Below are 19,946 nucleotides of genomic sequence, written 5' to 3' on the forward strand. Positions count from 1 at the left end.
GCGCAGGTCAAGTGTTGTACGGGAATGTCAGAGTGCAAGCGCCCGAAGAGATCCCCTCCAACAGCGATGTAGCGGCGTTTTTTCTGGTCGACGCGTTGGAACAGGATCTGGGCCGCGGCGAAGGTGGTATTTATGCGCTGGATCTGAGCGTGAAGCAGACGGTCGAAGGTCAAGCGATCACCGCCGACAATGACATCACCCGGTTTTCGGTCCAAGGCACCGCAAATTACACCCTGCGTCGTCTAAGCGATGGCGTGGTTGTGACCAGTGGTGCCGTGGACAATTTCACGGGCTATTCCGCCACCGGCTCGACCGTTGATACGCTGGCCGGAGAACGCGACGCCGAGGAACGGTTGATGCGGATCCTGGCAGATCAGATCGTCACCCGATTGTTCACCACCGCCGATCTTGGTCCGGTTGGATCTGAATGAAACTCTCCACCCGCGAGGCCGAAGGGTATTTTGCCCGACCAGATGCCGACAAGACCGGCCTTTTGATCTATGGCGCGGATGCCATGCGGGTGGCCTTGAAACGTCAACAAATGCTGGCGGCCCTGCTGGGGCCCGCTGCAGAAGAAGAGATGCGCCTGACCCGGCTGGCCGGTGCTGATCTGCGCAAAGACCCGGCGCAAGTGCTGGACGCGATCAAGGCGGTTGGCTTTTTCCCCGGACAACGTGCGGTTTTTGTCGACAGCGCCAATGATTCTGCCACCCCAGCAATTGTCACCGCATTGGAGGACTGGGTGCCGGGCGATGCTCAGATCATTGTGACTGCCGGTCAGCTGAAAGCCTCGTCCAAGTTACGCAAAGCCTTTGAAGGCCACCGTAACGCTTACGCGGTTGGCATCTATGACGACCCACCGTCCCGTAGTGAAATCGAACGTCTACTGGGAGAGGCCGGTATCCGTGATGTGCCCGGCGACAGCATGTCGGCTTTGGTGGATATCGCCAATGACATCGGGCCCGGTGATTTTGCGCGGATGGTGGAAAAACTCTCGCTGTACAAGCACAACGACAACGCTCCGCTCCGCCTTGAGGACATTGATGCGGTTGCCCCGCAATCCACCGAAGCCGCGCTGGATGATCTGCTGAATATTGTCGCCGAAGGGCGCACGACTGAAATCGGACCTGTTCTTGGACGCCTTCAGGCGCAGGGCACCCAAGCTGTCGGCTTGTGTATTGGAGCGACCCGACATTTTCGCAGGCTTTATACTGTCGCGTCTGACCCCGGCGGCCCGGCCCAGGGCATTGGGCGGCTGCGGCCACCTCTTTATGGGAAACGGCGCGATCGAGTGTTGCGGCAGGCGCAGGCCTGGGGCGCAAACCGGCTGGAGACCGCGTTGACCGTGCTGACCGACACCGACCTGCAACTGCGCTCAGCCGGGCAAACGGCCCCTGCCCTTTCTTTGGTTGAGCGGGCCTTGATCCGTCTCGCCATGCTCAGCCGGGCGCGGTGACGCTGCGATCTCCTTGTCACCGCTGAACGGGCACGGCACCATTCCTTCTGAGTTTTATCAGGGGACCATAATGTACAAAGTCATTGGATTTCCACGCACCCGCTGCCTGCGGGTTCTTTGGGCGCTCGAAGAGCTTGGATTGGCGTATGAACTTGAACCGTTTTTGCCTGCATCAGATGAGGTCAAAGCGATCAGCCCGTCCGGCAAGGTCCCGGTTCTGATCGAAGGTGACTTCAAACTGAGCGATTCGGTCGCCATCCTGCATTATTTGGCCGACAAACACGGCGGCCTTTTGGCCCCAGCCGGCACGCAGATGCGCGCCCATCAGGACGCGATGACCTTCCGCCTGCTGGATGAGTTTGACGCGCTGTTGTGGACCAAAGCGCGCCACAGCTTTGTCCTGCCCAAAGAGCAACGTGTGGACGGTGTTTCAGACAGCATTGCCTGGGAGCTGAACCGCAACCTTTATGCTCTGGCGGACACTATGACCGGGCCATTTCTGGTTGGCGACAGCTTCTCGGTTCCGGATATTCTGTTCACCCATTGTGTGGCCTGGGCCAAGACCGCCAATATTGAAATCACGAACCCGACGATCCTGGCCCATGCCAAAGCGATGCGCGAAAGACCGGCGTTTCAGCGGCTGTTGCCATTGCTCAAGTAACGCAAAACGCCTTCTCCGGCCCGACGTCCGGTGGCGAAGCAGGCTGTCAACAAATAGCCACCGGTGGGCGCTTCCCAATCCAGCATCTCTCCGGCGCAGAATGTGCCGGGGCGGGCTTCCAGCATCAGATCACCGTTGACCGCAGCCCGCTGCACCCCGCCCGCGGTTGAGATCGCTTCGTCCAGCGGACGAAGCTGCCAGCCGGTGAGGGGCAGCTGTTTCACCAGGTCGATCCAATCCGTCATCGGCGGCGACCTGTCGGTGATCATTTCATTCACCAAAGCCACTTTGACCGCAGGCAACCGCAGTGTTTTCTTGAGCCATTGGGCAAAACGCGCCTTTTTAGGGTCTTTTGGCAAGGTCTTGGCCAAGACTTCGGACGTGCGATCCGGCACCAGATCCACATGCAATGCCGCCCCAGTCCGCAAGGCGGGCGTCAGCCCGTAAAGACCGCCGCCTTCCAAACCACGCGCGGATAATACAGCCTCTCCCCGGCTTGAAAGATCACCCGCTTGCCAGCGCACCGATTTAAGTGCTGCGCCAAAATGAGGTGCCATAAAATCGCTCCACGACAGCGAAAGGGCGGCATTGGCGGGAGCAAATGGTGAGATGGCAACGCCATCCGCCCCCAAAGTTTCGGCCCAAACCCCGTCAGAGCCAAGCCGCGCCCAACTGCCGCCGCCCAGCGCCAAAACGGTGGTTTTCGCCGTAATCAGATGCGCTCCATCCGGCTTTTCAAACCGCAAGGCATCGCCTTGCCAACCGGTCCAGCGATACCGCACGCGGCGTTCCACACCCAGCGCATCCAATCGCTCGAGCCAGGCCCGCAACAGGGGTGACGCTTTCATGGCTTTTGGAAACACCCGCCTGGTGGAGCCGACAAAGAGCTCTTGGCCCAGATCTGTCGCCCAGCGTTGGACCCAATCCGCGTCGACCTGCGTCAGCATCGGTGTCAGCCAATCCTGTGCGGCGCCATAGTGCGGCAGCAGTTCTTCCAGCGGCTCTGCCTTTGTCAGGTTCAGCCCGGACTTGCCAGCCATCAGGAATTTACGCGCCACAGACGGCTTTGCGTCCAGCAACAGAACCCGATAACCTGCGCGGGCGATCACCTCGGCGGCCATCAACCCGGCGGGGCCTGCACCAATGACCGCAGTGTCCCAATGCTGTTCCATCTGCCCCTCTTGCCAGCTGTGTTGGATCTTGCGTGTAATGGAGACCAGCCAGTTTGACGAGCCCCCAATGGATGACCCGATCTGCCCCCTGTGTGGCCGCCCGATCCCCAAAGGCGTGCCACAAAGCCTGCATCACCTGATCCCAAAGCTCAAAGGCGGCAAAGGTGGACCAACGGTGTTGCTGCACGACATCTGCCACCGCGAGATCCACGCCACCCTGACCGAGGCCGAATTGGCCCGCGATTTTTCAACCGTGGAGACCCTACGCGACCATCCACGACTGGCCAAGTTTTTGGCCTGGGTCGCCAAACGCCCGCCCGGGTTCCGTTCCAAAGTCCCGGGCAAGCGTCGGCTGCGTTAATGACAGCTTTTTAGGATTTGATGGGCGATTGCCGGGTCGGCGGCTAACACATCTGCCATCAGAGCTTTGGCGTCGTCCAACAGTCGCTCGGGCTCCACCACCCGATCCACCAATCCCCAGCTATGGGCCTCATCCGCTGTAATTTTCTGCCCGGCCGCCAGAATCATTTTGGTCCGGGCCGGGCCAATCAGCGCCTTCATCCGAACTACATCCGAGGGCTGCGGCAGATAACCAAGCTTCATCACCGGATAAAAGACTTTGGCCGTGGGCACCGCGATGCGCAGATCACAGGCCAGCGCCATACCGTTTGCGCCCCCCGCAAGCGTGCCGTTCAAGGCAGCAATCGTAAGACCTGGAACGGCCGCAACTGCTGCAGACAGCTCTTCCCACAGGGGAGACACCGCCAGCCCGGCGCGGGCTGCATCCAGATCCGCGCCCGCGCTAAAGACCTTGCCACGTCCCGTCAGGATTACCCCCCGCGCCTCTTGAGCCGCGCCCATCACCGAGATCAACTCAGCCAGCATATCCGCCGTCAGCGCATTGGCCTTATCTGGCCTGTTTAGGGTCACAATCCAAAGGCCCGCGTGATCTTGTTCAACCTCGATCATATCAAACCCACCCGTGCACGAATGCTGTCTTCCCGCAGCGAGACTTCCTGGCCGATATAGTCATCCGCATCGGATGTGCACATCCACACCAACGTCCGGGCCGGCCAGTCGGCCGGGATGTGATCTTCCCAGTCCAGTTCGCTGACGGGGTTTACGCCGCTTGCCTTGATCTCGCGTTGCATCTGGGTGGCGACTGTGCCCGGCGACAGGCCCATGGCGCGAATGCCATTTTCACGCTCCTCCAGATCCAAGGCACGGGTAAACATCGCCGCCCCGGCTTTGGAGGTGCAATAGGCGCTCCACCCTTCCAAGGGGCGATGGGCCGCACCGGATGAAATGGTAATAATCGAACCACCGCCACGCTGTTTCAGAATGGGCAGGACTGCACGTGTGCCGTTGAAAACCCCGGTCACATTCACGTCAATCAAACGCGCCCATGCGGCAGGATCGGCCTGTTCCAGGCGGGCAATTGGATCGATCATTCCGGCGTTGTTGACCAATACATCAACGCCACCAAAGACTTCGCAGGTTTTCGAAACAGCGGCCTCGACTTCGGAAAAATTGGCGACATTACACTCCAATGGCAAAGCTTTGGGACCGATCTCGTCTGCCAAAGCCGCCAATGCCGCGCCATCTCGGGCCAACAGAGCCACACGCGCGCCTTTTTCGGCGAAAACCCGCCCAGCCGCAGCACCAATCCCACGGCTGGCCCCGGTGATGATCACCGTTTTATCGTTGAAATCCATACCCTGCTCCTTCAAATCTCTGATATTAAAATCTGGTAGGCTACCAAAGGGGGAGGGGTCTAGCCTTTGGCACCTTGCGGATCCTACCGTCGTCATAAATCTTGATCATTGAAGGTCAAAAAGAAAGGTTTTCTCATGTCGGCCGCATATTTGCGAAATTGCAGCGTTATGGCGCTTACGATGTTTTCTGCCCCGCAGGCTTGGGCGGATGTTACTGCACAAGACGTCTGGGGGGATTGGAAAACCTATCTGGAAGGCGCAGGCTATGCTGTCAGTGCCAGCGAAGCCCAAAGCGGCGATACGCTGACCGTTTCGGATATCTCCATTGCCACAGACATTCCTGACTCTGACGTGTCATTGGCAGTTACGATGCCAACATTGAGCCTGGTTGAAAATGGCGACGGTTCGGTTAACTTGTCTTTCCCGGCAGCTTCGTCGATCAGTTTTGAAACCAGCAACACCGATGAACCCACAGTGGGTGAGATCACCTTGCGCACAGATGGCGCACCTGTTGTCGTGTCCGGTGATCCCGATGACATGACCTACTCCTACTCCACCGATCTGTTCGAGATGGTGCTGTCATCCCTGACGACAGACGGAGAGACCATCCCATCCGACGTACTGAGCGCCTCTGTCACGCTTCTGGGCTTTAGCAGCGATACCCATATGAAATTGGGTGAGACGCGCGGCTATGAACAGACTTATGACATTTCTAGCGCAAGCTATGCCTTCAGCTTTAAAGATCCTGAGAACGCACAGTCCAGCATGAATATGCAAGGGGACCTGACCAACCTGAAGTTTGCAGGTACCAGCATTCTGCCGCTGGAATTTGATCCTGCCAACTTAAAAGAAATGTTGGTATCTGGGACCGTGTTTGACGGCGTATTTTCCTTTGGCTCCGGCTCTACGCTTCTGTCTGGCCTCGACAATGGAAACGAATTTGAAGTGAAAAGCGCGTCCCAAGGCGGTCGTGCAGACTTCGCAATGAATGCCGAAGAACTGAAATACGACCTGGTACAAAACGAGTCAGAGCTTTCAATCTTTGCCAGCGACATCCCTTTCCCCATTTCACTGTCGGCCGCTGAAATCGGCATGAAGTTACAGACGCCACCAACGGTCTCGGAAGAAGACCGCGATATGGCGCTTGGCATTACCCTGCGTGATTTTTCCATCCCAGAAGAGCTTTGGGCGTTGGGTGATCCCGGCGGCATTCTATCCCACGAGCCGGCATCCATCATTGTAGATCTGACCGCCAAAGGACGTTTGCTGCTGGACATCTTTGATCCCGAAGTTGCGGCACAGGCCGAGCTGGACGAGGAAATTCCGGCTGAAGTTAGCTCGGTCAAGATCAACGAATTGCTGGTACGCGCCGCTGGCGCAGAGCTGACCGGCACCGGTTCGTTCGACATCGACTATAATGATCTCGAGTCCTTTGATGGTATGCCTGCCCCGGTTGGGATTGCGAACCTGTCGCTGATTGGTGCCAACGGACTGTTGGACAACCTGATCAAAATGGGCCTTATCAGTGAATCAGACGCTACCGGCGCGCGCCTCGGCATGGGGCTTTTGACCGTCCCGGGTGACGGCGAAGACAACCTGAAGTCTGAGATCGAGTTTGGCGAAGGTGGCAAGATCATCGCCAACGGCCAGCGCATCAAATAAGCGCCATAGGCCATGACAAACACCGGGGTCGCCATTGCGCGGCCCCTTTTTGCGATCACCACCCTTGCAGCCGACCAAATGGCTGGATAGCTCTGGTAGCGGAACAAAAGTGCAGGACCATATGACCCAGACGCCCGAAACCTTGTGCCACGCCCTGATCGAAGCCGCCCAGAAGGCAGGGGCCGAAGCCGCCGATGCCATAGTGGCTGAAGGGCAGTCTTTGTCGATCGAAGTTCACAATTCCAAATTAGAACATGCGGAACGCTCCGAAGGCATTGATCTGGGTCTCAGGGTTCTGATCGGCAAGCAGCAGGCGTTGGTGTCTTCCTCTGATATGCGTGCGGAAACGATCCAGACCATGGCTGAACGCGCCGTGGCCATGGCCCGTGAAGCGCCCGAGGATCCTTATACCGGCCTGGCAGACGCCGGTGATCTGGTGCAGACCTGGGATCTGGACGCTTTGGAACTGGCGGACCCAAGCCCAGAACCCAGCCCCGAAGCGCTGCAAATCGATGCTTTGGCGGCTGAGGCAGCAGGGCTTGCTATCGACGGGGTAAGCCAGGTGCAGGCAGCCGGTGCCGGATACGGTCGCCACCGGGTACATCTGGCCACCAGTAACGGGTTTTCGGGGGGATACAGCCGCACCAGCCGGTCCCTGTCTTGCACCGCAATTGCGGGTACCGGCACTGAAATGGAGCGTGATTACGACGGTGATACCCGCACCTTCCAGGCCGATCTTCGCAGCGCCGATGAAATCGGCCGCACCGCAGGTGAGCGGGCCGTTGCACAGTTGAACACGCGGCGTCCGGAAACCGGCAGTTTTCCCATTCTGTTTGACGAACGCATTTCATCTTCGCTGATCGGGCATCTCCTTGCCGCTTCCAACGGCGCAGCAATTGCGCGCGGGGCGTCTTGGCTGAAGGACATGATGGGGGAGCAGATCCTGCCCGCATCCTTGTCTGTGATCGAAGATCCATTCCGCCCGCGCATCTCAGGCTCGCGCCCCTTTGACGGTGAAGGTTTGGCGACACAACGGCGCGAGATTATCAAAGACGGCGTTCTGACCGGCTGGACGCTGGATCTGGCATCCGCTCGCAAGCTTGACCTAACCAGCACTGGCAATGCGGCACGCGGCATCGGGTCGGTTCCTTCGCCATCAAACTGGAACATCGCGTTGACGCCGGGCGAACACAGCCAGGCAGATCTGCTGCGGGATATGGGCACCGGGCTGTTGGTGACCTCGATGATCGGATCAACCATCAACCCCAACACCGGCGATTACTCACGCGGGGCGTCTGGGTTCTGGGTGGAAAACGGTGAGGTTCAATATCCGGTCAACGAATGCACCATTGCGGGCAACCTCAAAGACATGCTGCGCAACCTGATCGCAGCCAATGACGGGCGCAGCTACTTGTCCCGCGTAGTGCCCTCGTTGCTGGTAGAGGGGATGACCATTGCCGGCAACTGACCTCGCATTGCTGGTGGAAGCGGCTGAAAAGGCCGGTGACATCGCCTGCAAGTACAACGGACCAGATGCCAAACGCTGGGACAAACCAGATGGCGCAGGCCCCGTAACCGAGGCTGATCTGGAAGTGGATGCGTTTCTGAAAGCGTTTTTGACAAGCGCGCGCCCGGATTATGGCTGGCTTTCTGAAGAGACCGAGGACACATCCGACCGGCTGTCGGATCGCAATGTGTTTATCATTGATCCGATTGATGGCACCCGCAGCTTTGCCGAAGGTTCCCGCACCTGGGCCCATTCACTGGCCATTGCAACGGATGGTGTGGTTACCGCAGCTGCGGTGTTTCTGCCACAACGCGAGATGATGTTTACCGCAGCCCAAGGCGCAGGCGCGCAGCTGAACCAGTCTGCGGTTTACGTTTCCCGTGAAACGGAACTCACATCCGCAACCGTCTTGACCGCACGACCGGCGCTAGATGCGAAACACTGGAAGTCTGGACAACCACCGGCCTTTCGCCGCGAGTATCGCCCGTCACTGGCCTATCGCCTGGCCACCGTGGCCCAGGGACAGTTTGACGCCATGCTGACCCTGCGGCCCAGTTGGGAATGGGACATTGCGGCTGGCGATCTTTTGATCCGCGAAGCCGGTGGACATTGCAGCGACCGCACAGGTCAACCCTTGCGCTTCAACAACGCTACACCGCAGTTGAACGGTGTTCTGGCATCCAATCTGACACTGCACCAAAACCTCTTGGCTCACCTTAATCCGGACGGGCCGGGTCTTGCCCCGCTTTGACTATTCTGCCCGTCGCGCCGGGCAGACCCACACAAGGACCACCTGCGCATGACGCTGCGCCGTATTTCAATCTCGCCGCCGCAGCCGCCGACACGGCCCAAGGGCAAGCTGTTGTGGGTGCACGCCACATCAGCCCACCGGCTGGCCGCCTTGCGCGATGTGGCAGCCCGCCTCAAAAGCCACTATCCCGAGCTGTCGATTATCAGCACCTGGGAGACAAACGTACCCGTCTCTACAGCCACGGTTCAGGATGAAATCGCCGTTGGTGCATTGGCCGAAGACACCCCATCCGAAATGCGCTTGTTTCTGGATCACTGGGCACCTGATCTGTGTATCTGGGCCGGAGGGCAGCTGCGCCGCACATTGACCCGTTATCTGGCGGATGCAGATGTCCCGACGCTTTTGGCGGATATTGAAATGGACGAACTGCCAAGCCGTGCATCCAGGTGGTGGCCGGATCAGCGCGCAAAACTGTTGAACAGTTTCTCGGCCATCTTGCTGCCGGACCAGCACATTTCGGACAGCCTGCAGCGGACCGGCATTCCAGAACATCGCATCACAGTCACCGGCCCCTTGGCGCAATCGACCCTGCCGCCGGGATGTGGGCATGAAGATCTTGCCCAGATGCAAGAGGTTCTGGCCGGTCGCCCCGTTTGGCTGGCAAGCCATGTCAAACTGGAAGAGCTCACCAGCATATTAAATGCCCATCGCAAGGCTCTGAAACTGCTGCACCGTTTGTTGTTGATCGTCTCATTGGACAATTGGGCCGACCTTGAGGCGGCGCGGGCCATCATCCGGGGCAGCGGTCTGACATTTGCGGATTGGGACAATGGTGAAGAACCCGCCGAACCGCACCAAGCGTTGCTGTGTGATCGCGACGACCTGGGCCTTTGGTATCGGCTTGCGCCCGTGACGCTGGTTGCGGGCTCCCTTGAACGGAAGTTCGCTGGCAACTCTCCGCTGGATGCTGCGGCGCTGGGATCTGCCATCCTGTTTGGCAAAGGGATTACGGAACACGCAACGCTTTATCGCAACCTGCAAAAGGTCGGGGCGGCGGTTCAAGTTCGTTCTGTTGGTGAGCTGGCAGAAGAAGTCCTGCGTCTGTCTGCTCCGGATCTGGCCGCAGAAATGGCGCTTGCAGGCTGGGCTTTTGTCACGCAAGGGTCACGCACAACCGATCGCCTATTAGAGATCGCCCAAGATCTGCTGGATATGCCGGACATCAGTGATGAGACCACCTGAATTTTGGAACAAGCCGCCCCGGTCTTTTGACCTGCGTCGGGCTGCACTGTCACCCTTGGGCGCGCTCTATGCCCGCGCGACCCGGCGGCGGTTGGAAAAAACCGATCCGCTGCAGCTCCCCATTCCAGTGATCTGCGTGGGAAACCTGAACGCTGGCGGCACCGGCAAGACGCCAACGGTGATCTGGCTGGTCCAATATCTGCAGTCAATGGGTCATCGCCCCATGGTACTGAGCCGGGGTTATGGCGGATCCATGTCGGGTCCGGTTTTGGTCAACCCCAAAACCCACAGCGCCAATGACGTCGGCGACGAGCCGCTGCTTATCTCGGCGTTTGGTCCGGTCTGCGTGGCCAAGAACCGCGCGGAAGGCGCCCGGCAGATTGTAGACGCCGGTGCCAGCGTGTTGATCATGGACGATGGGTTTCAAAACCCCGAACTGGCCAAAGATCTGTCGATCATCGTTGTGGACGCGGCCAAAGGGTTCGGAAACGGGTGCTGCCTGCCCGCAGGTCCGCTGCGCGAACCGGTTGCCCCCGGTCTCGCACGGGGTGACTTTGTTCTGTCGTTGGGCAGCGCCGCGGCACAGCAGGGTTTCGCCGCATTGTGGGGCGATGACATATCGCTACCGCATCTGACCGGTCATCTGGAACCTTTGCAGACCGGCATGCCCTGGACCGGCACACGGGTTCTGGCCTTTGCCGGCATTGGTCACCCCGAGAAGTTCTTTGCCACATTACGTGGGCTTGGAGCAGAGGTGGTGCGTGGCGAAGCGCTGGATGATCACCAGTCGTTGTCGCAACCGCTGATGACCCGGCTGGAACAAGAAGCCAAAAGCTTGAATGCACAGCTTGTCACCACGGAAAAAGACGCAGTGCGTCTGCCGGTCGCGTTTCGTATGAAGGTCATCACACTGCCGGTGCGCCTTTTGATTGAAAACGCCGACGCATTGCATCAGAAATTGGAAGAGGTTGCGCCGCCCCCAACTTAAGGCGCGGCGCGACAAGTGTCTGAGATCAGCCTTCCAGCTCAGCCTCGATCAGGGCTTTCATATCGTCATAAGGCTGGTTGCGGATCAGGTTGCCGTTCAGAACAAAGCTGGGCGTTGCTTCCACTTTGTCGGCAGTGGCGTTTTCCTGATACCAGGTCACCAATGTCTGCGCCTTGGCACCATCCTGCAGACAGGCATCCAGCGCCTCACCTTCGACACCGGCCAAAAGACCAATTTTGCGCAGCTCAGCCACAATCTCGTTTGGACCACCAGCGCGCGCCCAATCGGACTGGCCTTTGAACAGAAGATCCGTGATGCCAAAGAATTTTTCAGGACCGGCACAACGGGCCATCATCGACGCCCACAGGCCATAACGATCAAAATAGACCTCGCGGTAGACAAATTTTACCTTGCCAGTGTCGATGAACTCTTCTTTGAGCTTTTTGTAACCATCCTCATGGAACCGCGCACAATGCGGGCAGGTATAGGATGCGTATTCGATGATCGTCACCGGCGCATCTTCGGCACCCTGGACCATTTCCACTATGGTCGAGGTGTCGATCTCAGCCGCGTCCTGGGCATAGGCTGCGCTCACCAGCGGCAGAGCTGACGGGCCCGCAACTGTATTGATCCCAAAGGACGCAGCCGCCAAAACGGCCGCCGTCAGGACACGAGACATAAGACGGGTCATATTCACCCTTTCCCTTTTGATTTCTGTTTTGTCAAAAAATTGCGCGCCAAGTTTTCCAAAGCGGCGCGGAGTTCATCGTTCTCGGCCCCAGTGGCCACATCTTCTGCTTGCTCAGCGACCTTTGGATCGATCGCGCGTTGCTCGTGGGATTTGGGCGCGGCGTCAAACACCGCTTGGCCATCGGCAAACCCGGTCGGAGCCGTCTGCGTGATCCGGATCTTGGAAATCGCATTGTAGCCATAGACCGCGTTTACCCGTGCACGCAGCTGCTCTTTTTGCATCTCAAGCATCGGTGCCTGAGCACCCGTCGTTAATACCGTCAGCGTCGCCCCAAAGGATCCGCGCCCATATCCAACGTTCACCGGCCGAGCAATCGCGGCAATGTCGCGGCCCACGGTTTCTTCCCAATGGGTGAGCAGTTTGGACACCGCAAAACCACGGGTCTCCCCCGCTTTTCGGATTTGCTCGCTCAGAACCGAGCCGGTGCGCTTGAAACCGCGCGTTGATGATCGCCTCAATGACATGACAGTGGTTTTGCTTGACCCTCCCCCCTAATGTAAAGAGCCATCAACCAAGAACCACCCTTTCGGCACAACGAGGCATAAACAATGCGTGATGAGATACCGGATCCCCAGACGTTCGGCAGTGTTTTGCTGGATTGGTATGACGATCACGCCCGCAAGATGCCCTGGCGGATCAGCCCCAGTGACCGCAAGGCGGGCGTTATGCCGGACCCCTATCGGGTGTGGATGAGCGAAGTCATGTTGCAGCAGACAACTGTGGCAGCCGTAAAGGATTACTTTCAAAGGTTCACGTTGCGCTGGCCAACCATTGCCGATCTGGCAGCGGCAGAAGATCCAGATGTGATGGCCGAATGGGCCGGCCTTGGCTACTACGCGCGCGCGCGCAACTTGTTGAAATGCGCGCGGGTGGTGACGTCTGAATATGGCGGCCAATTCCCGGATACTTATGATGCGCTGTTGAAACTGCCCGGCATCGGCCCCTATACCGCTGCGGCCATCTCATCAATTGCATTTGACCGGCCTGAAACCGTGTTGGACGGCAATGTCGAGCGTGTGATGGCACGTATGTATGACATTCACGACCCGTTGCCTGGATCAAAACCCGCGCTCAAATCCTTGGCAGGCGTGCTGACCCCAAGCGTGCGTCCCGGGGATTATGCCCAAGCTGTAATGGATCTTGGGGCTACGATCTGCACTCCCAAATCCCCGGCATGCGGGATCTGCCCATGGCGCAGCCCCTGTTTGGCCCGCCAAAACGGCACCGCGGCTGAGTTGCCAAAGAAAACACCAAAAGCACCCAAGCCAACCCGGCACGGCCACGTCTATCTCGCCCAAACAATTGAAGGCGCCTGGCTCTTGGAAAGGCGACCCGACAAGGGGCTTTTGGGCGGAATGCTTGGCTGGCCCGGATCTGACTGGGGGGACGCCCCCGCGCCAAGCCCACCGTTTGAGGCCGATTGGAACTGCTTGGGCGAAGAGGTGCGCCATACCTTCACCCATTTCCACCTGATCCTTAAGATCTACGTGGCATTTGTGCCAGAAGGTTTCAGCCCACAAAACCAAATGCTATTGGTAGACAAACATCAATTTGATCCCGGCGATCTTCCGACGGTGATGGCCAAGGCCTTTAAACTTTGCAGCACCACCAAGGGCTTGGGGTTCTGACAGTTTCGGTCTAGGCTCCGACAAAACGCGCGGCCGAGGTTTTGGAGAGTGATAGATGTCGTCCACTGCCCCCCTGTCTGACTTGTCAGCCTGGCGCTCAGCTTTGCCGTTTTGGCTGTCGTTCCTCTTGGTTCCACTCCTATGGATCGCGGCGATTTATGGCGGGCTCTGGGTGATCCTGCCGCCTTTGGTGACCTGGTATCTTTTTGCCGCACTGGATGCGGTTTTGGGGCTGAACAACGAAAACCCAGATCCCGAAACGCCGGACAGCGCACTGACGTGGTATCGCCGTCTCACCATTGCCTGGGTGCCCGTGCAATTCGTGACACTGTTTGGGGTGATCTATCTGGTCTCAGGGTCCCAAACGCTGAACGGGTGGGAAAAGTTTGGCGTCTTTTTTGGTATGGGGGTCCTGAGCGGTACAATTGGGATCAATTACAGTCACGAGCTGATGCATCAGCGAAACAAAATAGAGCGTTGGCTGGGGGATATACTGCTGGCCATGGTGCTATACTCCCACTTCCGCTCGGAACATCTGTTGGTGCATCACCGCTATGTGGGCACGCCGCGTGATCCGGTTACTGCCCGGTACAACGAAGGATTTCACCGCTTTTATCCGCGCGTCTTGTGGCAGTCTTGGCACTCGTCGTTTCAGGCCGAACGGGATATGCTGGCGCGGAAATCGCGCCCGTGGACAGATCTCAGCAACCCGTTTTTCCGCTATTGGGCGTTGCAGGCCGTGATGTTGGGACTGGCCTTTGGGGTTGGCGGTGCCGCTGGAGTGCTGCTGTTTCTGGTACAAGCAGGTGTTGCGATCTGGCAGCTGGAAGTGATCAACTATGTGGAACATTATGGGCTGACGCGTCGCCACCTTGGCGATGGGCGGTACGAACATGTCAAACCCCATCACTCGTGGAACGCAGCGCACAGGGCCACCAATTGGCTGCTGATCAATCTGCAACGCCATTCCGACCATCATTACAAGCCAGATCGTCGTTTTCCGTTGCTTCAGACCTATGACCCCAATGAGGCGCCGCAACTGCCCTATGGCTATCCGATAATGGCGATGGCCGCGATGGTACCGCCTGTCTGGCGCAGGGTTATGAACCCCAAGGTGCGCGCGTGGCGCAAGCAATATTACCCAGACATCACTGAGTGGACGGATTACAACAAAGCGAGCCATCCGCCGCCGCGCTGAACAGAGTTAGCCAATTGCCTGTCGATTCCCGACAGCACTCTCTTTCAGATACTGTTGCATCGCGCGTTCATGGGCGGCATTTTCGAGCGCGTTTTCCGATTGCTCCGACTTAACGCCTTGTTCGCGTAGATACTGAGCCATGGCTTTCTCATGCGAGGTTTCTGCCGCCGATGATGTCTGAGCTGCTGATTTCAGCTCCTGGTCACGCAGATACTCTTGCATCGCTTTTTCATGGGCCGACATTGCACCAGATGACTGCGACGACCGGGACATTTGCGGATCCGCCGCGTCGACACAGTTGATGCTTTGCTTGAGGGTTGCGACATCTGCAACGACGGCTGACATGTTTTCCGAGACTTGCGTCGCGCGGGAAGCGTTGTCCTGTGTCGCCTTGCCGAGCTGTGCGACGCTGACATCGATTTCCTGCAAACTGAGCGATTGGTCCTCGATTACAGTGTTCACTTCCTGCATCAATGTGGTCATGGCGATAGCGCCTTCGCGAATGCCGCTCAAACTCTCTCCGGTTTCGCGAACCAGATTGCAGCCTTCACGCACTTGCCGTGAACTTTCAGCAATCAAAGACTTTACCTCATTCGCTGATTGTGTTGCCCGCCCGGCCAAAGCACGCACCTCGGACGCAACCACAGCGAATCCACGACCAGCCTCTCCCGCGCGCGCGGCCTCGACACCGGCATTCAAAGCCAGCAAATTCGTCTGAAAACTGATGTCCTCAATCACTTCGACAAATTTCGCGATCTGCTCAGACGATTGTTCGATCAACTCCACCGCATCAATCGCACGTTTCACCACCTCTTCACCGGATTCCGCCTGTTTGCGATTGGTCTCTGAATTCTTTGAAGCGTTTTCTACAATACCGCGAGCTTCGTTTGCCATAGCGGTAACCCGGCTTACCGCGGCCACCGCCTCTTCCAACGTGGCCGCTTGGTCTTCAGCGCGCGACGCCATTTCATGGCTCAGCGTATGGCTTTGCTTGAGGCGTTTATCTAAAGCATCCGATTGGTTTTGTGCATCTGTGATGATGCCCTCCCAATGGTCGATCAAATTATTGAACGACTGACGCAGTGCATCAAACTGCGTCGGAAACCCATCCTGCCCATTGTCCGGGATTTTGCTACTGTTCCCGGTTTCTTCAAATTGGCTGAACCCGTCCGACAACATATCAATGGCGCGTTTTTGATCTGCCTGTTGTGCACGGAAATACGCTTCGACAACGAGGTCACAATCCGCCAACATCAAACGCATCAAAAGCTTTAGATGTTTCTGGACCTTAGTTTTACTGCCGATGCCCGCATTTCGCATCAAAACAGCCATCATTTCTGAACCGGCCAGAGAGTACCCACCGAGATACAGGATAAAAGGCAGGTCAATTTTGTAATGCACCTCACCGACCCGGCGGGCCGAGGCAAAGTAAGCGTTGTCAAAATTGCCCGAGAACAGCAGTGCCCAGTGTTTTTTCTGAGCCGCCTTCGCATGCTGTGCGGTTGATTGATGCGGAAAAAAACGCTTTGTCTCATCGTGGCCAAGCGCCGTTTCGTAAAAGACGTCCAGAATATCGTCGACGTTACGCAAGATGACTTCACCCATCTGTTGCAACGACTTTTTCTGATCCGCACCGAGATCAAACCAAGTTTCCAGCTGCTTCTTAACATTAGCCGACATCTTCACCTACTCCAGCATAAATCCCGGCTAGGTTGAATGAGCCGCTCTTACAAACACCTAATGGTCAAAAATGGAATCGTAATTATTTCACAAAATCAAACGAACACGTCACCCGTTTGCGACGGAACCCGCGATATTAAGACAGGGCCCAGACCGTGATGGGGTGCTGAATGCCCCGCACTTCCTGACGGTCGATACGTGAAAACCCTTGCAACAGATCTTGCGATTCTGCTTCAGATTGACTCTGTCGATACAGATCGTCGCTCATCACAATCTTTGCCTCCAATGCACGCGTCAGCCCTTCGAGACGGGACGCGATATTCACCGCAGTTCCGATCACAGCGTATTCGAGCCGGTTTGCCCCGATGTCGCCCAGCAGAGCTTCACCGTAGTGAACCCCGACACCGATCGAAATCACCGGCTCTCCGCGGCGTTTTCGATCCGTGTTCCACTGATCCATGGATCGCAACATGGCCCGCCCGCAGGCAACCGCGTCACTGGCGTTTCGCTCTCCAGAAACCGGCGTGCCAAAAGTCGCCATCAGCCCGTCGCCCAGATATTTATCGAGCGTCCCATTGTGACGAAACACCTCCCGCTCCATACGGCCATGAAACTCCCGCAAGAGCGTAATCACATCATAGGAGCTCATTTTTTCGGATAGACCCGTAAAGCCAACGATATCGACAAACAGCACCGCAATGTCTTGACGTTTGATCTCTTTCAACGGGTCGTCATTCTGGGACAAGCGCTCCACAACATTGGGCGAAAAATAGCGTGACAGATTGGCCCGTTCCCGTTCCAGCGCCGCGTTGGAAATTAACAGAGCATCAAACCGACGGATCGAAAAACCAAGGATCGCAGCCGACAGCAGAAATACCATCACCTCTTGGATCCTGAGGGAAAACACAAAATTGTTGGGGTCCAGGATCTCCAAAACGCGGGGATAGGCTGCGAGGCTGTCGACAACCACGGCCTGCAGCGTGTCGGATGGTTCGGAAAAAAACCAAGCCAGCGCAAGCGCAAGCAACCAAAGCGCACTTGTCCATGTGCCGATGGCAATAACCGTACGCCAAGAATAAGCCATCGTACCGGCGGCCAGAATGATAAAGAAATATTGGAAGTTATCGAAGCGATAGTTGAAGGCTACCGGCAGATCATCCGTCCCAAACGGATTGGGGAAGACCATAGCAAAGGTCATGATCACCAAATCTGCAAAGATCAACAAAAGCTCGATCCGCGATTGGCCAACACGGCCAAATCGGCGAATGAGCAGGCCGTTCAGGCACAAGATGGCAAGGATCGCATGATAATAAAGGACCCCCCAATCCGGATAGACAAAGAAAATAAAAACAGCTGTGAAACCAAGAGCAATCCAACGCGCCTTGACCGCCAGTTCTAAGCCGGCCCGCTTATGATCTTCCAGGGCCGCGCGCGCATAGGCTTCGCCGCTGCGACCACGCGGGTTGGCAGTTTCGCCAATCTGGCTGTCGGTGTCCTTTAGAAGAGAAAGATCAATCATCTGTGTTCCACTTTTTCGTCCCTCAACTTAACCAAAACGTGACGTAGCGGAACCCCTTGTAAAAAAACCCCGCCAAAGCAGGCGGGGTAAGGTGTGGCGCGCCTAAGAAGGCGCACCGGCGGTATTCTAAGATGTTCTTTGGATCAGTTTTGCAGTTCCGCGCGGATCTGTTGGCGCAGCACATCGATCGGGATCGTCTTGCCTTCGCGTTTGAAACACCAATAGGTCCAGCCATTGCAGCTGGGCGCGTTTTCCAGATGCGCACCAACCTGATGGATCGAGCCTTTTACGTTGTCCCCCACCAATGTGCCGTCAGCGCGGACTTTGGCTTTGTGACGCTGGTTCATCGAATACAGCTCTTCGCCCGGACGCAGCATGCCGCGTTCCACCAACTGGCCAAACGGAACCCGAGGCTCAGCACGTTTGGATGCTGTGACCTGCAACGCGTCGCGGTCAAACTTGCGCACGTTTTCAATGCGCTTTTCCGCCACTTCGCGATAGGCGCTTTCGCGTTCAATGCCGATGAACTCTCGTCCCAGCATCTTGGCCACTGCGCCCGTGGTGCCGGTGCCAAAGAACGGGTCCAGAACCACGTCACCTGGGTTGGTGGCACCGATCAGAATACGGTGCAGCAGGGATTCGGGTTTCTGGGTCGGATGTGCTTTGTCACCGTTTGCGTCTTTCAAACGTTCATGTCCGGTGCAGATGGGTAGAACCCAATCCGACCGCATCTGAATGCCTTCGTTCAACGCCTTCAGCGCTTCATAGTTGAACGTGTATTTGGCACCTTCGTTCTTGGACGCCCAGATCATTGTCTCATGCGCGTTGGTGAACCGTTTGCCGCGAAAGTTCGGCATTGGATTCGACTTCCGCCAGACCACATCATTGAGGATCCAATAGCCCGCGTCCTGCAGGGCAGAGCCCACGCGGAAAATATTGTGATAAGATCCAATCACCCAGATCGAGCCGTTGGGCTTGAGCAAGCGGCGTGCAGCTTTCAGCCACTCTTTGGTGAATTGGTCATAGGCCACAAAGCTTGAGAATTGGTCCCAATGGTCGTCAACCGCGTCAACTTTGCTGTTGTCGGGGCGGTGCAGCTGGCCTTTGAGCTGCAAGTTATAAGGCGGATCTGCAAAAATCAGATCAACCGAATTCGCCGGGAGACCGTTCATTACATCGATACAGTCACCGCCAATAATCGTGTTTAAAGGGAGCGCTGCCGCACCCTTTTCGATGGTATTTGTCATTTTTCTGCCTCAAACCACGGCGCATTTTTGCGCTCATTTTGGTTATCAACAGGATGAGGGATTGGCGGATTCAGGTCAATTCGTTTTTTGATGCAAGGGGTTATGCTTTACTCTTGATACAATATCTTGTGTACGGGCTTAAAACTACGCCGATGATGTGGTGTCACACCCAGTGACTTTAATGCATCACGGTGTTGTTTGGACGGGTAACCTGCGTTCTTCTCCCATCCAAATCCTGGAAACTGCTGGGCCAAATCACGCATGATCCGATCCCGCTCTTCTTTTGCCACAATTGACGCAGCCGCAATCGACAGGGATTTTGCATCCCCTTTGACGACGGCTTCTGCCGGTAAATTCAAGCCATTAGGGATCATGTTGCCATCAATCAGCAGGTAATCTGGCGGAGTCTTTAACCCCTGAACCGCGCGTTCCATCGCCAAATGTGAGGCGCGCAAGATATTCAAATTATCAATTTCGTCGACGGAAGCATGCGCGATAGAGACCTCGGCTTTCTGCAGGATCTCACGTTCGATCAGCTGGCGCCGTTTGGGAGTCAGCTTTTTGGAGTCATTCAACCCCTCGGGCATCGCCGCAATGTCCAACACAACAGCCGCTGCAGTCACCGGGCCTGCCAAGGGGCCGCGCCCCACCTCATCAACGCCGGCAATCCGAAGAAAACCGCGCCTCTGCGCAGCCTCTTCCAAAGTGTAATCAGGATATTCCATATCCCAGCAATGCCGTGGTTTCCAAACAGCCGCAAGGAAAGAGC

Annotated in this window: 20 protein-coding genes; 11 read left to right on the forward strand and 9 right to left on the reverse strand. The window is 57.0% G+C overall.

The genetic code is table 11. The features are described 5' to 3' along the window. The first annotated feature begins 32 nt into the window (after positions 1-32). The 3 genes from lptE to GFB49_RS06755 all read left to right on the forward strand — a co-directional run bounded on the left by lptE (position 33) and on the right by GFB49_RS06755 (position 2,117). Positions 33-431, forward strand: coding sequence for an LPS assembly lipoprotein LptE (gene lptE, locus GFB49_RS06745; protein ID WP_343032498.1), 399 nt, complete (start codon positions 33-35; stop codon positions 429-431). After that, the gene (holA, locus tag GFB49_RS06750; protein WP_153215098.1) at positions 428-1,456 is read left to right on the forward strand and encodes a DNA polymerase III subunit delta; all 1,029 of its coding nucleotides are present in this window, start codon (positions 428-430) and stop codon (positions 1,454-1,456) included. Before lptE ends, holA begins: the two co-directional genes overlap by 4 nt. A gap of 70 nt (positions 1,457-1,526) precedes the next feature. Beyond that, positions 1,527-2,117, forward strand: coding sequence for a glutathione S-transferase family protein (locus GFB49_RS06755; RefSeq protein WP_153215099.1), 591 nt, complete (start codon positions 1,527-1,529; stop codon positions 2,115-2,117). On the opposite strand, the gene GFB49_RS06760 is transcribed toward GFB49_RS06755, so the two are convergent. Then, positions 2,090-3,289 (reverse strand): TIGR03862 family flavoprotein, encoded by a 1,200-nt coding sequence (locus GFB49_RS06760; RefSeq protein ID WP_153215100.1) that lies wholly within the window; start codon positions 3,287-3,289, stop codon positions 2,090-2,092. The two genes, GFB49_RS06755 and GFB49_RS06760, sit on opposite strands and share 28 nt — an antisense overlap. 67 nt (positions 3,290-3,356) lie before the next feature. On the opposite strand from GFB49_RS06760, the gene GFB49_RS06765 reads away from it, so the two are divergent. After that, positions 3,357-3,650, forward strand: coding sequence for an HNH endonuclease (locus GFB49_RS06765; protein WP_153215306.1), 294 nt, complete (start codon positions 3,357-3,359; stop codon positions 3,648-3,650). On the opposite strand, the gene GFB49_RS06770 is transcribed toward GFB49_RS06765, so the two are convergent. After that, positions 3,647-4,258: an enoyl-CoA hydratase/isomerase family protein gene (locus GFB49_RS06770; protein WP_153215101.1), complete on the reverse strand. Its 612-nt coding sequence runs from the start codon at positions 4,256-4,258 to the stop codon at positions 3,647-3,649. The genes GFB49_RS06765 and GFB49_RS06770 overlap by 4 nt on opposite strands. After that, positions 4,255-5,004 carry an SDR family oxidoreductase gene (locus tag GFB49_RS06775; RefSeq protein WP_153215102.1) on the reverse strand — a complete coding sequence of 250 codons (750 nt, stop codon included), beginning with the start codon at positions 5,002-5,004 and terminating at the stop codon, positions 4,255-4,257. The genes GFB49_RS06770 and GFB49_RS06775 overlap by 4 nt, the downstream gene beginning before the upstream one ends. Positions 5,005-5,184: 180 nt before the next feature. Between GFB49_RS06775 and GFB49_RS06780 the strand changes: the two genes are divergently transcribed. The 5 genes from GFB49_RS06780 (at position 5,185) to lpxK (ending at position 11,154) form a co-directional block, all read left to right on the forward strand. Further along, positions 5,185-6,666 carry a DUF2125 domain-containing protein gene (locus tag GFB49_RS06780; RefSeq protein ID WP_194269282.1) on the forward strand — a complete coding sequence of 494 codons (1,482 nt, stop codon included), beginning with the start codon at positions 5,185-5,187 and terminating at the stop codon, positions 6,664-6,666. A 121-nt stretch (positions 6,667-6,787) separates the two neighbouring features. Then, positions 6,788-8,134, forward strand: a complete 1,347-nt coding sequence (locus GFB49_RS06785; RefSeq protein WP_153215104.1) for a TldD/PmbA family protein — start codon at positions 6,788-6,790, stop codon at positions 8,132-8,134. Continuing rightward, positions 8,121-8,924 carry a 3'(2'),5'-bisphosphate nucleotidase CysQ gene (locus GFB49_RS06790; protein WP_153215105.1) on the forward strand — a complete coding sequence of 268 codons (804 nt, stop codon included), beginning with the start codon at positions 8,121-8,123 and terminating at the stop codon, positions 8,922-8,924. Before GFB49_RS06785 ends, GFB49_RS06790 begins: the two co-directional genes overlap by 14 nt. Before the next feature lie 48 nt (positions 8,925-8,972). Further along, complete coding sequence (locus GFB49_RS06795; RefSeq protein ID WP_153215106.1) at positions 8,973-10,166, forward strand: 3-deoxy-D-manno-octulosonic acid transferase; 1,194 nt, start codon at positions 8,973-8,975, stop codon at positions 10,164-10,166. Then, positions 10,153-11,154 (forward strand): tetraacyldisaccharide 4'-kinase, encoded by a 1,002-nt coding sequence (gene lpxK / locus GFB49_RS06800; protein WP_153215107.1) that lies wholly within the window; start codon positions 10,153-10,155, stop codon positions 11,152-11,154. The genes GFB49_RS06795 and lpxK overlap by 14 nt, the downstream gene beginning before the upstream one ends. A gap of 25 nt (positions 11,155-11,179) precedes the next feature. Here the strand turns inward: lpxK and GFB49_RS06805 are convergent, their stop codons facing one another. Both GFB49_RS06805 and GFB49_RS06810 read right to left on the reverse strand, forming a co-directional pair. Continuing rightward, entirely contained in the window at positions 11,180-11,845 is a 666-nt protein-coding gene (locus tag GFB49_RS06805; protein ID WP_153215108.1) for a DsbA family protein, read from the reverse strand. A 2-nt stretch (positions 11,846-11,847) separates the two neighbouring features. After that, positions 11,848-12,369, reverse strand: coding sequence for a DUF721 domain-containing protein (locus GFB49_RS06810; protein ID WP_153215109.1), 522 nt, complete (start codon positions 12,367-12,369; stop codon positions 11,848-11,850). An 84-nt stretch (positions 12,370-12,453) separates the two neighbouring features. Between GFB49_RS06810 and mutY the strand changes: the two genes are divergently transcribed. Beyond that, positions 12,454-13,533: an A/G-specific adenine glycosylase gene (gene mutY / locus GFB49_RS06815; RefSeq protein WP_153215110.1), complete on the forward strand. Its 1,080-nt coding sequence runs from the start codon at positions 12,454-12,456 to the stop codon at positions 13,531-13,533. A 55-nt stretch (positions 13,534-13,588) separates the two neighbouring features. Beyond that, positions 13,589-14,731 carry an alkane 1-monooxygenase gene (locus GFB49_RS06820; protein WP_153215111.1) on the forward strand — a complete coding sequence of 381 codons (1,143 nt, stop codon included), beginning with the start codon at positions 13,589-13,591 and terminating at the stop codon, positions 14,729-14,731. A gap of 6 nt (positions 14,732-14,737) precedes the next feature. Here the strand turns inward: GFB49_RS06820 and GFB49_RS06825 are convergent, their stop codons facing one another. From GFB49_RS06825 to GFB49_RS06840, 4 genes are all read right to left on the reverse strand, one after another. After that, entirely contained in the window at positions 14,738-16,411 is a 1,674-nt protein-coding gene (locus GFB49_RS06825; RefSeq protein WP_153215112.1) for a globin-coupled sensor protein, read from the reverse strand. Between the two features lie 136 nt (positions 16,412-16,547). Beyond that, positions 16,548-17,930, reverse strand: a complete 1,383-nt coding sequence (locus tag GFB49_RS06830; RefSeq protein ID WP_153215113.1) for an adenylate/guanylate cyclase domain-containing protein — start codon at positions 17,928-17,930, stop codon at positions 16,548-16,550. Between the two features lie 143 nt (positions 17,931-18,073). Next, positions 18,074-19,177, reverse strand: coding sequence for a site-specific DNA-methyltransferase (locus GFB49_RS06835; RefSeq protein ID WP_153215114.1), 1,104 nt, complete (start codon positions 19,175-19,177; stop codon positions 18,074-18,076). 107 nt (positions 19,178-19,284) lie between these two features. Beyond that, positions 19,285-19,902, reverse strand: coding sequence for a ribonuclease HII (locus GFB49_RS06840; protein ID WP_153215115.1), 618 nt, complete (start codon positions 19,900-19,902; stop codon positions 19,285-19,287). Positions 19,903-19,946: the final 44 nt, after the last annotated feature.

It is taken from the genome of Tritonibacter litoralis, assembly GCF_009496005.1.
In the GTDB taxonomy this organism is placed as follows: Bacteria; Pseudomonadota; Alphaproteobacteria; order Rhodobacterales; family Rhodobacteraceae; genus Epibacterium; species Epibacterium litoralis.

What these genes read in the sequence shown, in the direction of transcription:
- holA (WP_153215098.1), top strand. Translation starts at nt 428, where the DNA reads ATGAAACTCTCCACCCGCGAGGCCGAAGGGTATTTTGCCCGACCAGAT.
- GFB49_RS06755 (WP_153215099.1), top strand. Translation starts at nt 1,527, where the DNA reads ATGTACAAAGTCATTGGATTTCCACGCACCCGCTGCCTGCGGGTTCTT.
- GFB49_RS06760 (WP_153215100.1), bottom strand. Translation starts at nt 3,289, where the DNA reads ATGGAACAGCATTGGGACACTGCGGTCATTGGTGCAGGCCCCGCCGGG.
- GFB49_RS06765 (WP_153215306.1), top strand. Translation starts at nt 3,357, where the DNA reads ATGGATGACCCGATCTGCCCCCTGTGTGGCCGCCCGATCCCCAAAGGC.
- GFB49_RS06770 (WP_153215101.1), bottom strand. Translation starts at nt 4,258, where the DNA reads ATGATCGAGGTTGAACAAGATCACGCGGGCCTTTGGATTGTGACCCTA.
- GFB49_RS06775 (WP_153215102.1), bottom strand. Translation starts at nt 5,004, where the DNA reads ATGGATTTCAACGATAAAACGGTGATCATCACCGGGGCCAGCCGTGGG.
- GFB49_RS06780 (WP_194269282.1), top strand. Translation starts at nt 5,185, where the DNA reads ATGTTTTCTGCCCCGCAGGCTTGGGCGGATGTTACTGCACAAGACGTC.
- GFB49_RS06785 (WP_153215104.1), top strand. Translation starts at nt 6,788, where the DNA reads ATGACCCAGACGCCCGAAACCTTGTGCCACGCCCTGATCGAAGCCGCC.
- GFB49_RS06795 (WP_153215106.1), top strand. Translation starts at nt 8,973, where the DNA reads ATGACGCTGCGCCGTATTTCAATCTCGCCGCCGCAGCCGCCGACACGG.
- lpxK (WP_153215107.1), top strand. Translation starts at nt 10,153, where the DNA reads ATGAGACCACCTGAATTTTGGAACAAGCCGCCCCGGTCTTTTGACCTG.
- GFB49_RS06805 (WP_153215108.1), bottom strand. Translation starts at nt 11,845, where the DNA reads ATGACCCGTCTTATGTCTCGTGTCCTGACGGCGGCCGTTTTGGCGGCT.
- GFB49_RS06810 (WP_153215109.1), bottom strand. Translation starts at nt 12,369, where the DNA reads ATGTCATTGAGGCGATCATCAACGCGCGGTTTCAAGCGCACCGGCTCG.
- mutY (WP_153215110.1), top strand. Translation starts at nt 12,454, where the DNA reads ATGCGTGATGAGATACCGGATCCCCAGACGTTCGGCAGTGTTTTGCTG.
- GFB49_RS06820 (WP_153215111.1), top strand. Translation starts at nt 13,589, where the DNA reads ATGTCGTCCACTGCCCCCCTGTCTGACTTGTCAGCCTGGCGCTCAGCT.
- GFB49_RS06825 (WP_153215112.1), bottom strand. Translation starts at nt 16,411, where the DNA reads ATGTCGGCTAATGTTAAGAAGCAGCTGGAAACTTGGTTTGATCTCGGT.
- GFB49_RS06830 (WP_153215113.1), bottom strand. Translation starts at nt 17,930, where the DNA reads ATGATTGATCTTTCTCTTCTAAAGGACACCGACAGCCAGATTGGCGAA.
- GFB49_RS06835 (WP_153215114.1), bottom strand. Translation starts at nt 19,177, where the DNA reads ATGACAAATACCATCGAAAAGGGTGCGGCAGCGCTCCCTTTAAACACG.
- GFB49_RS06840 (WP_153215115.1), bottom strand. Translation starts at nt 19,902, where the DNA reads ATGGAATATCCTGATTACACTTTGGAAGAGGCTGCGCAGAGGCGCGGT.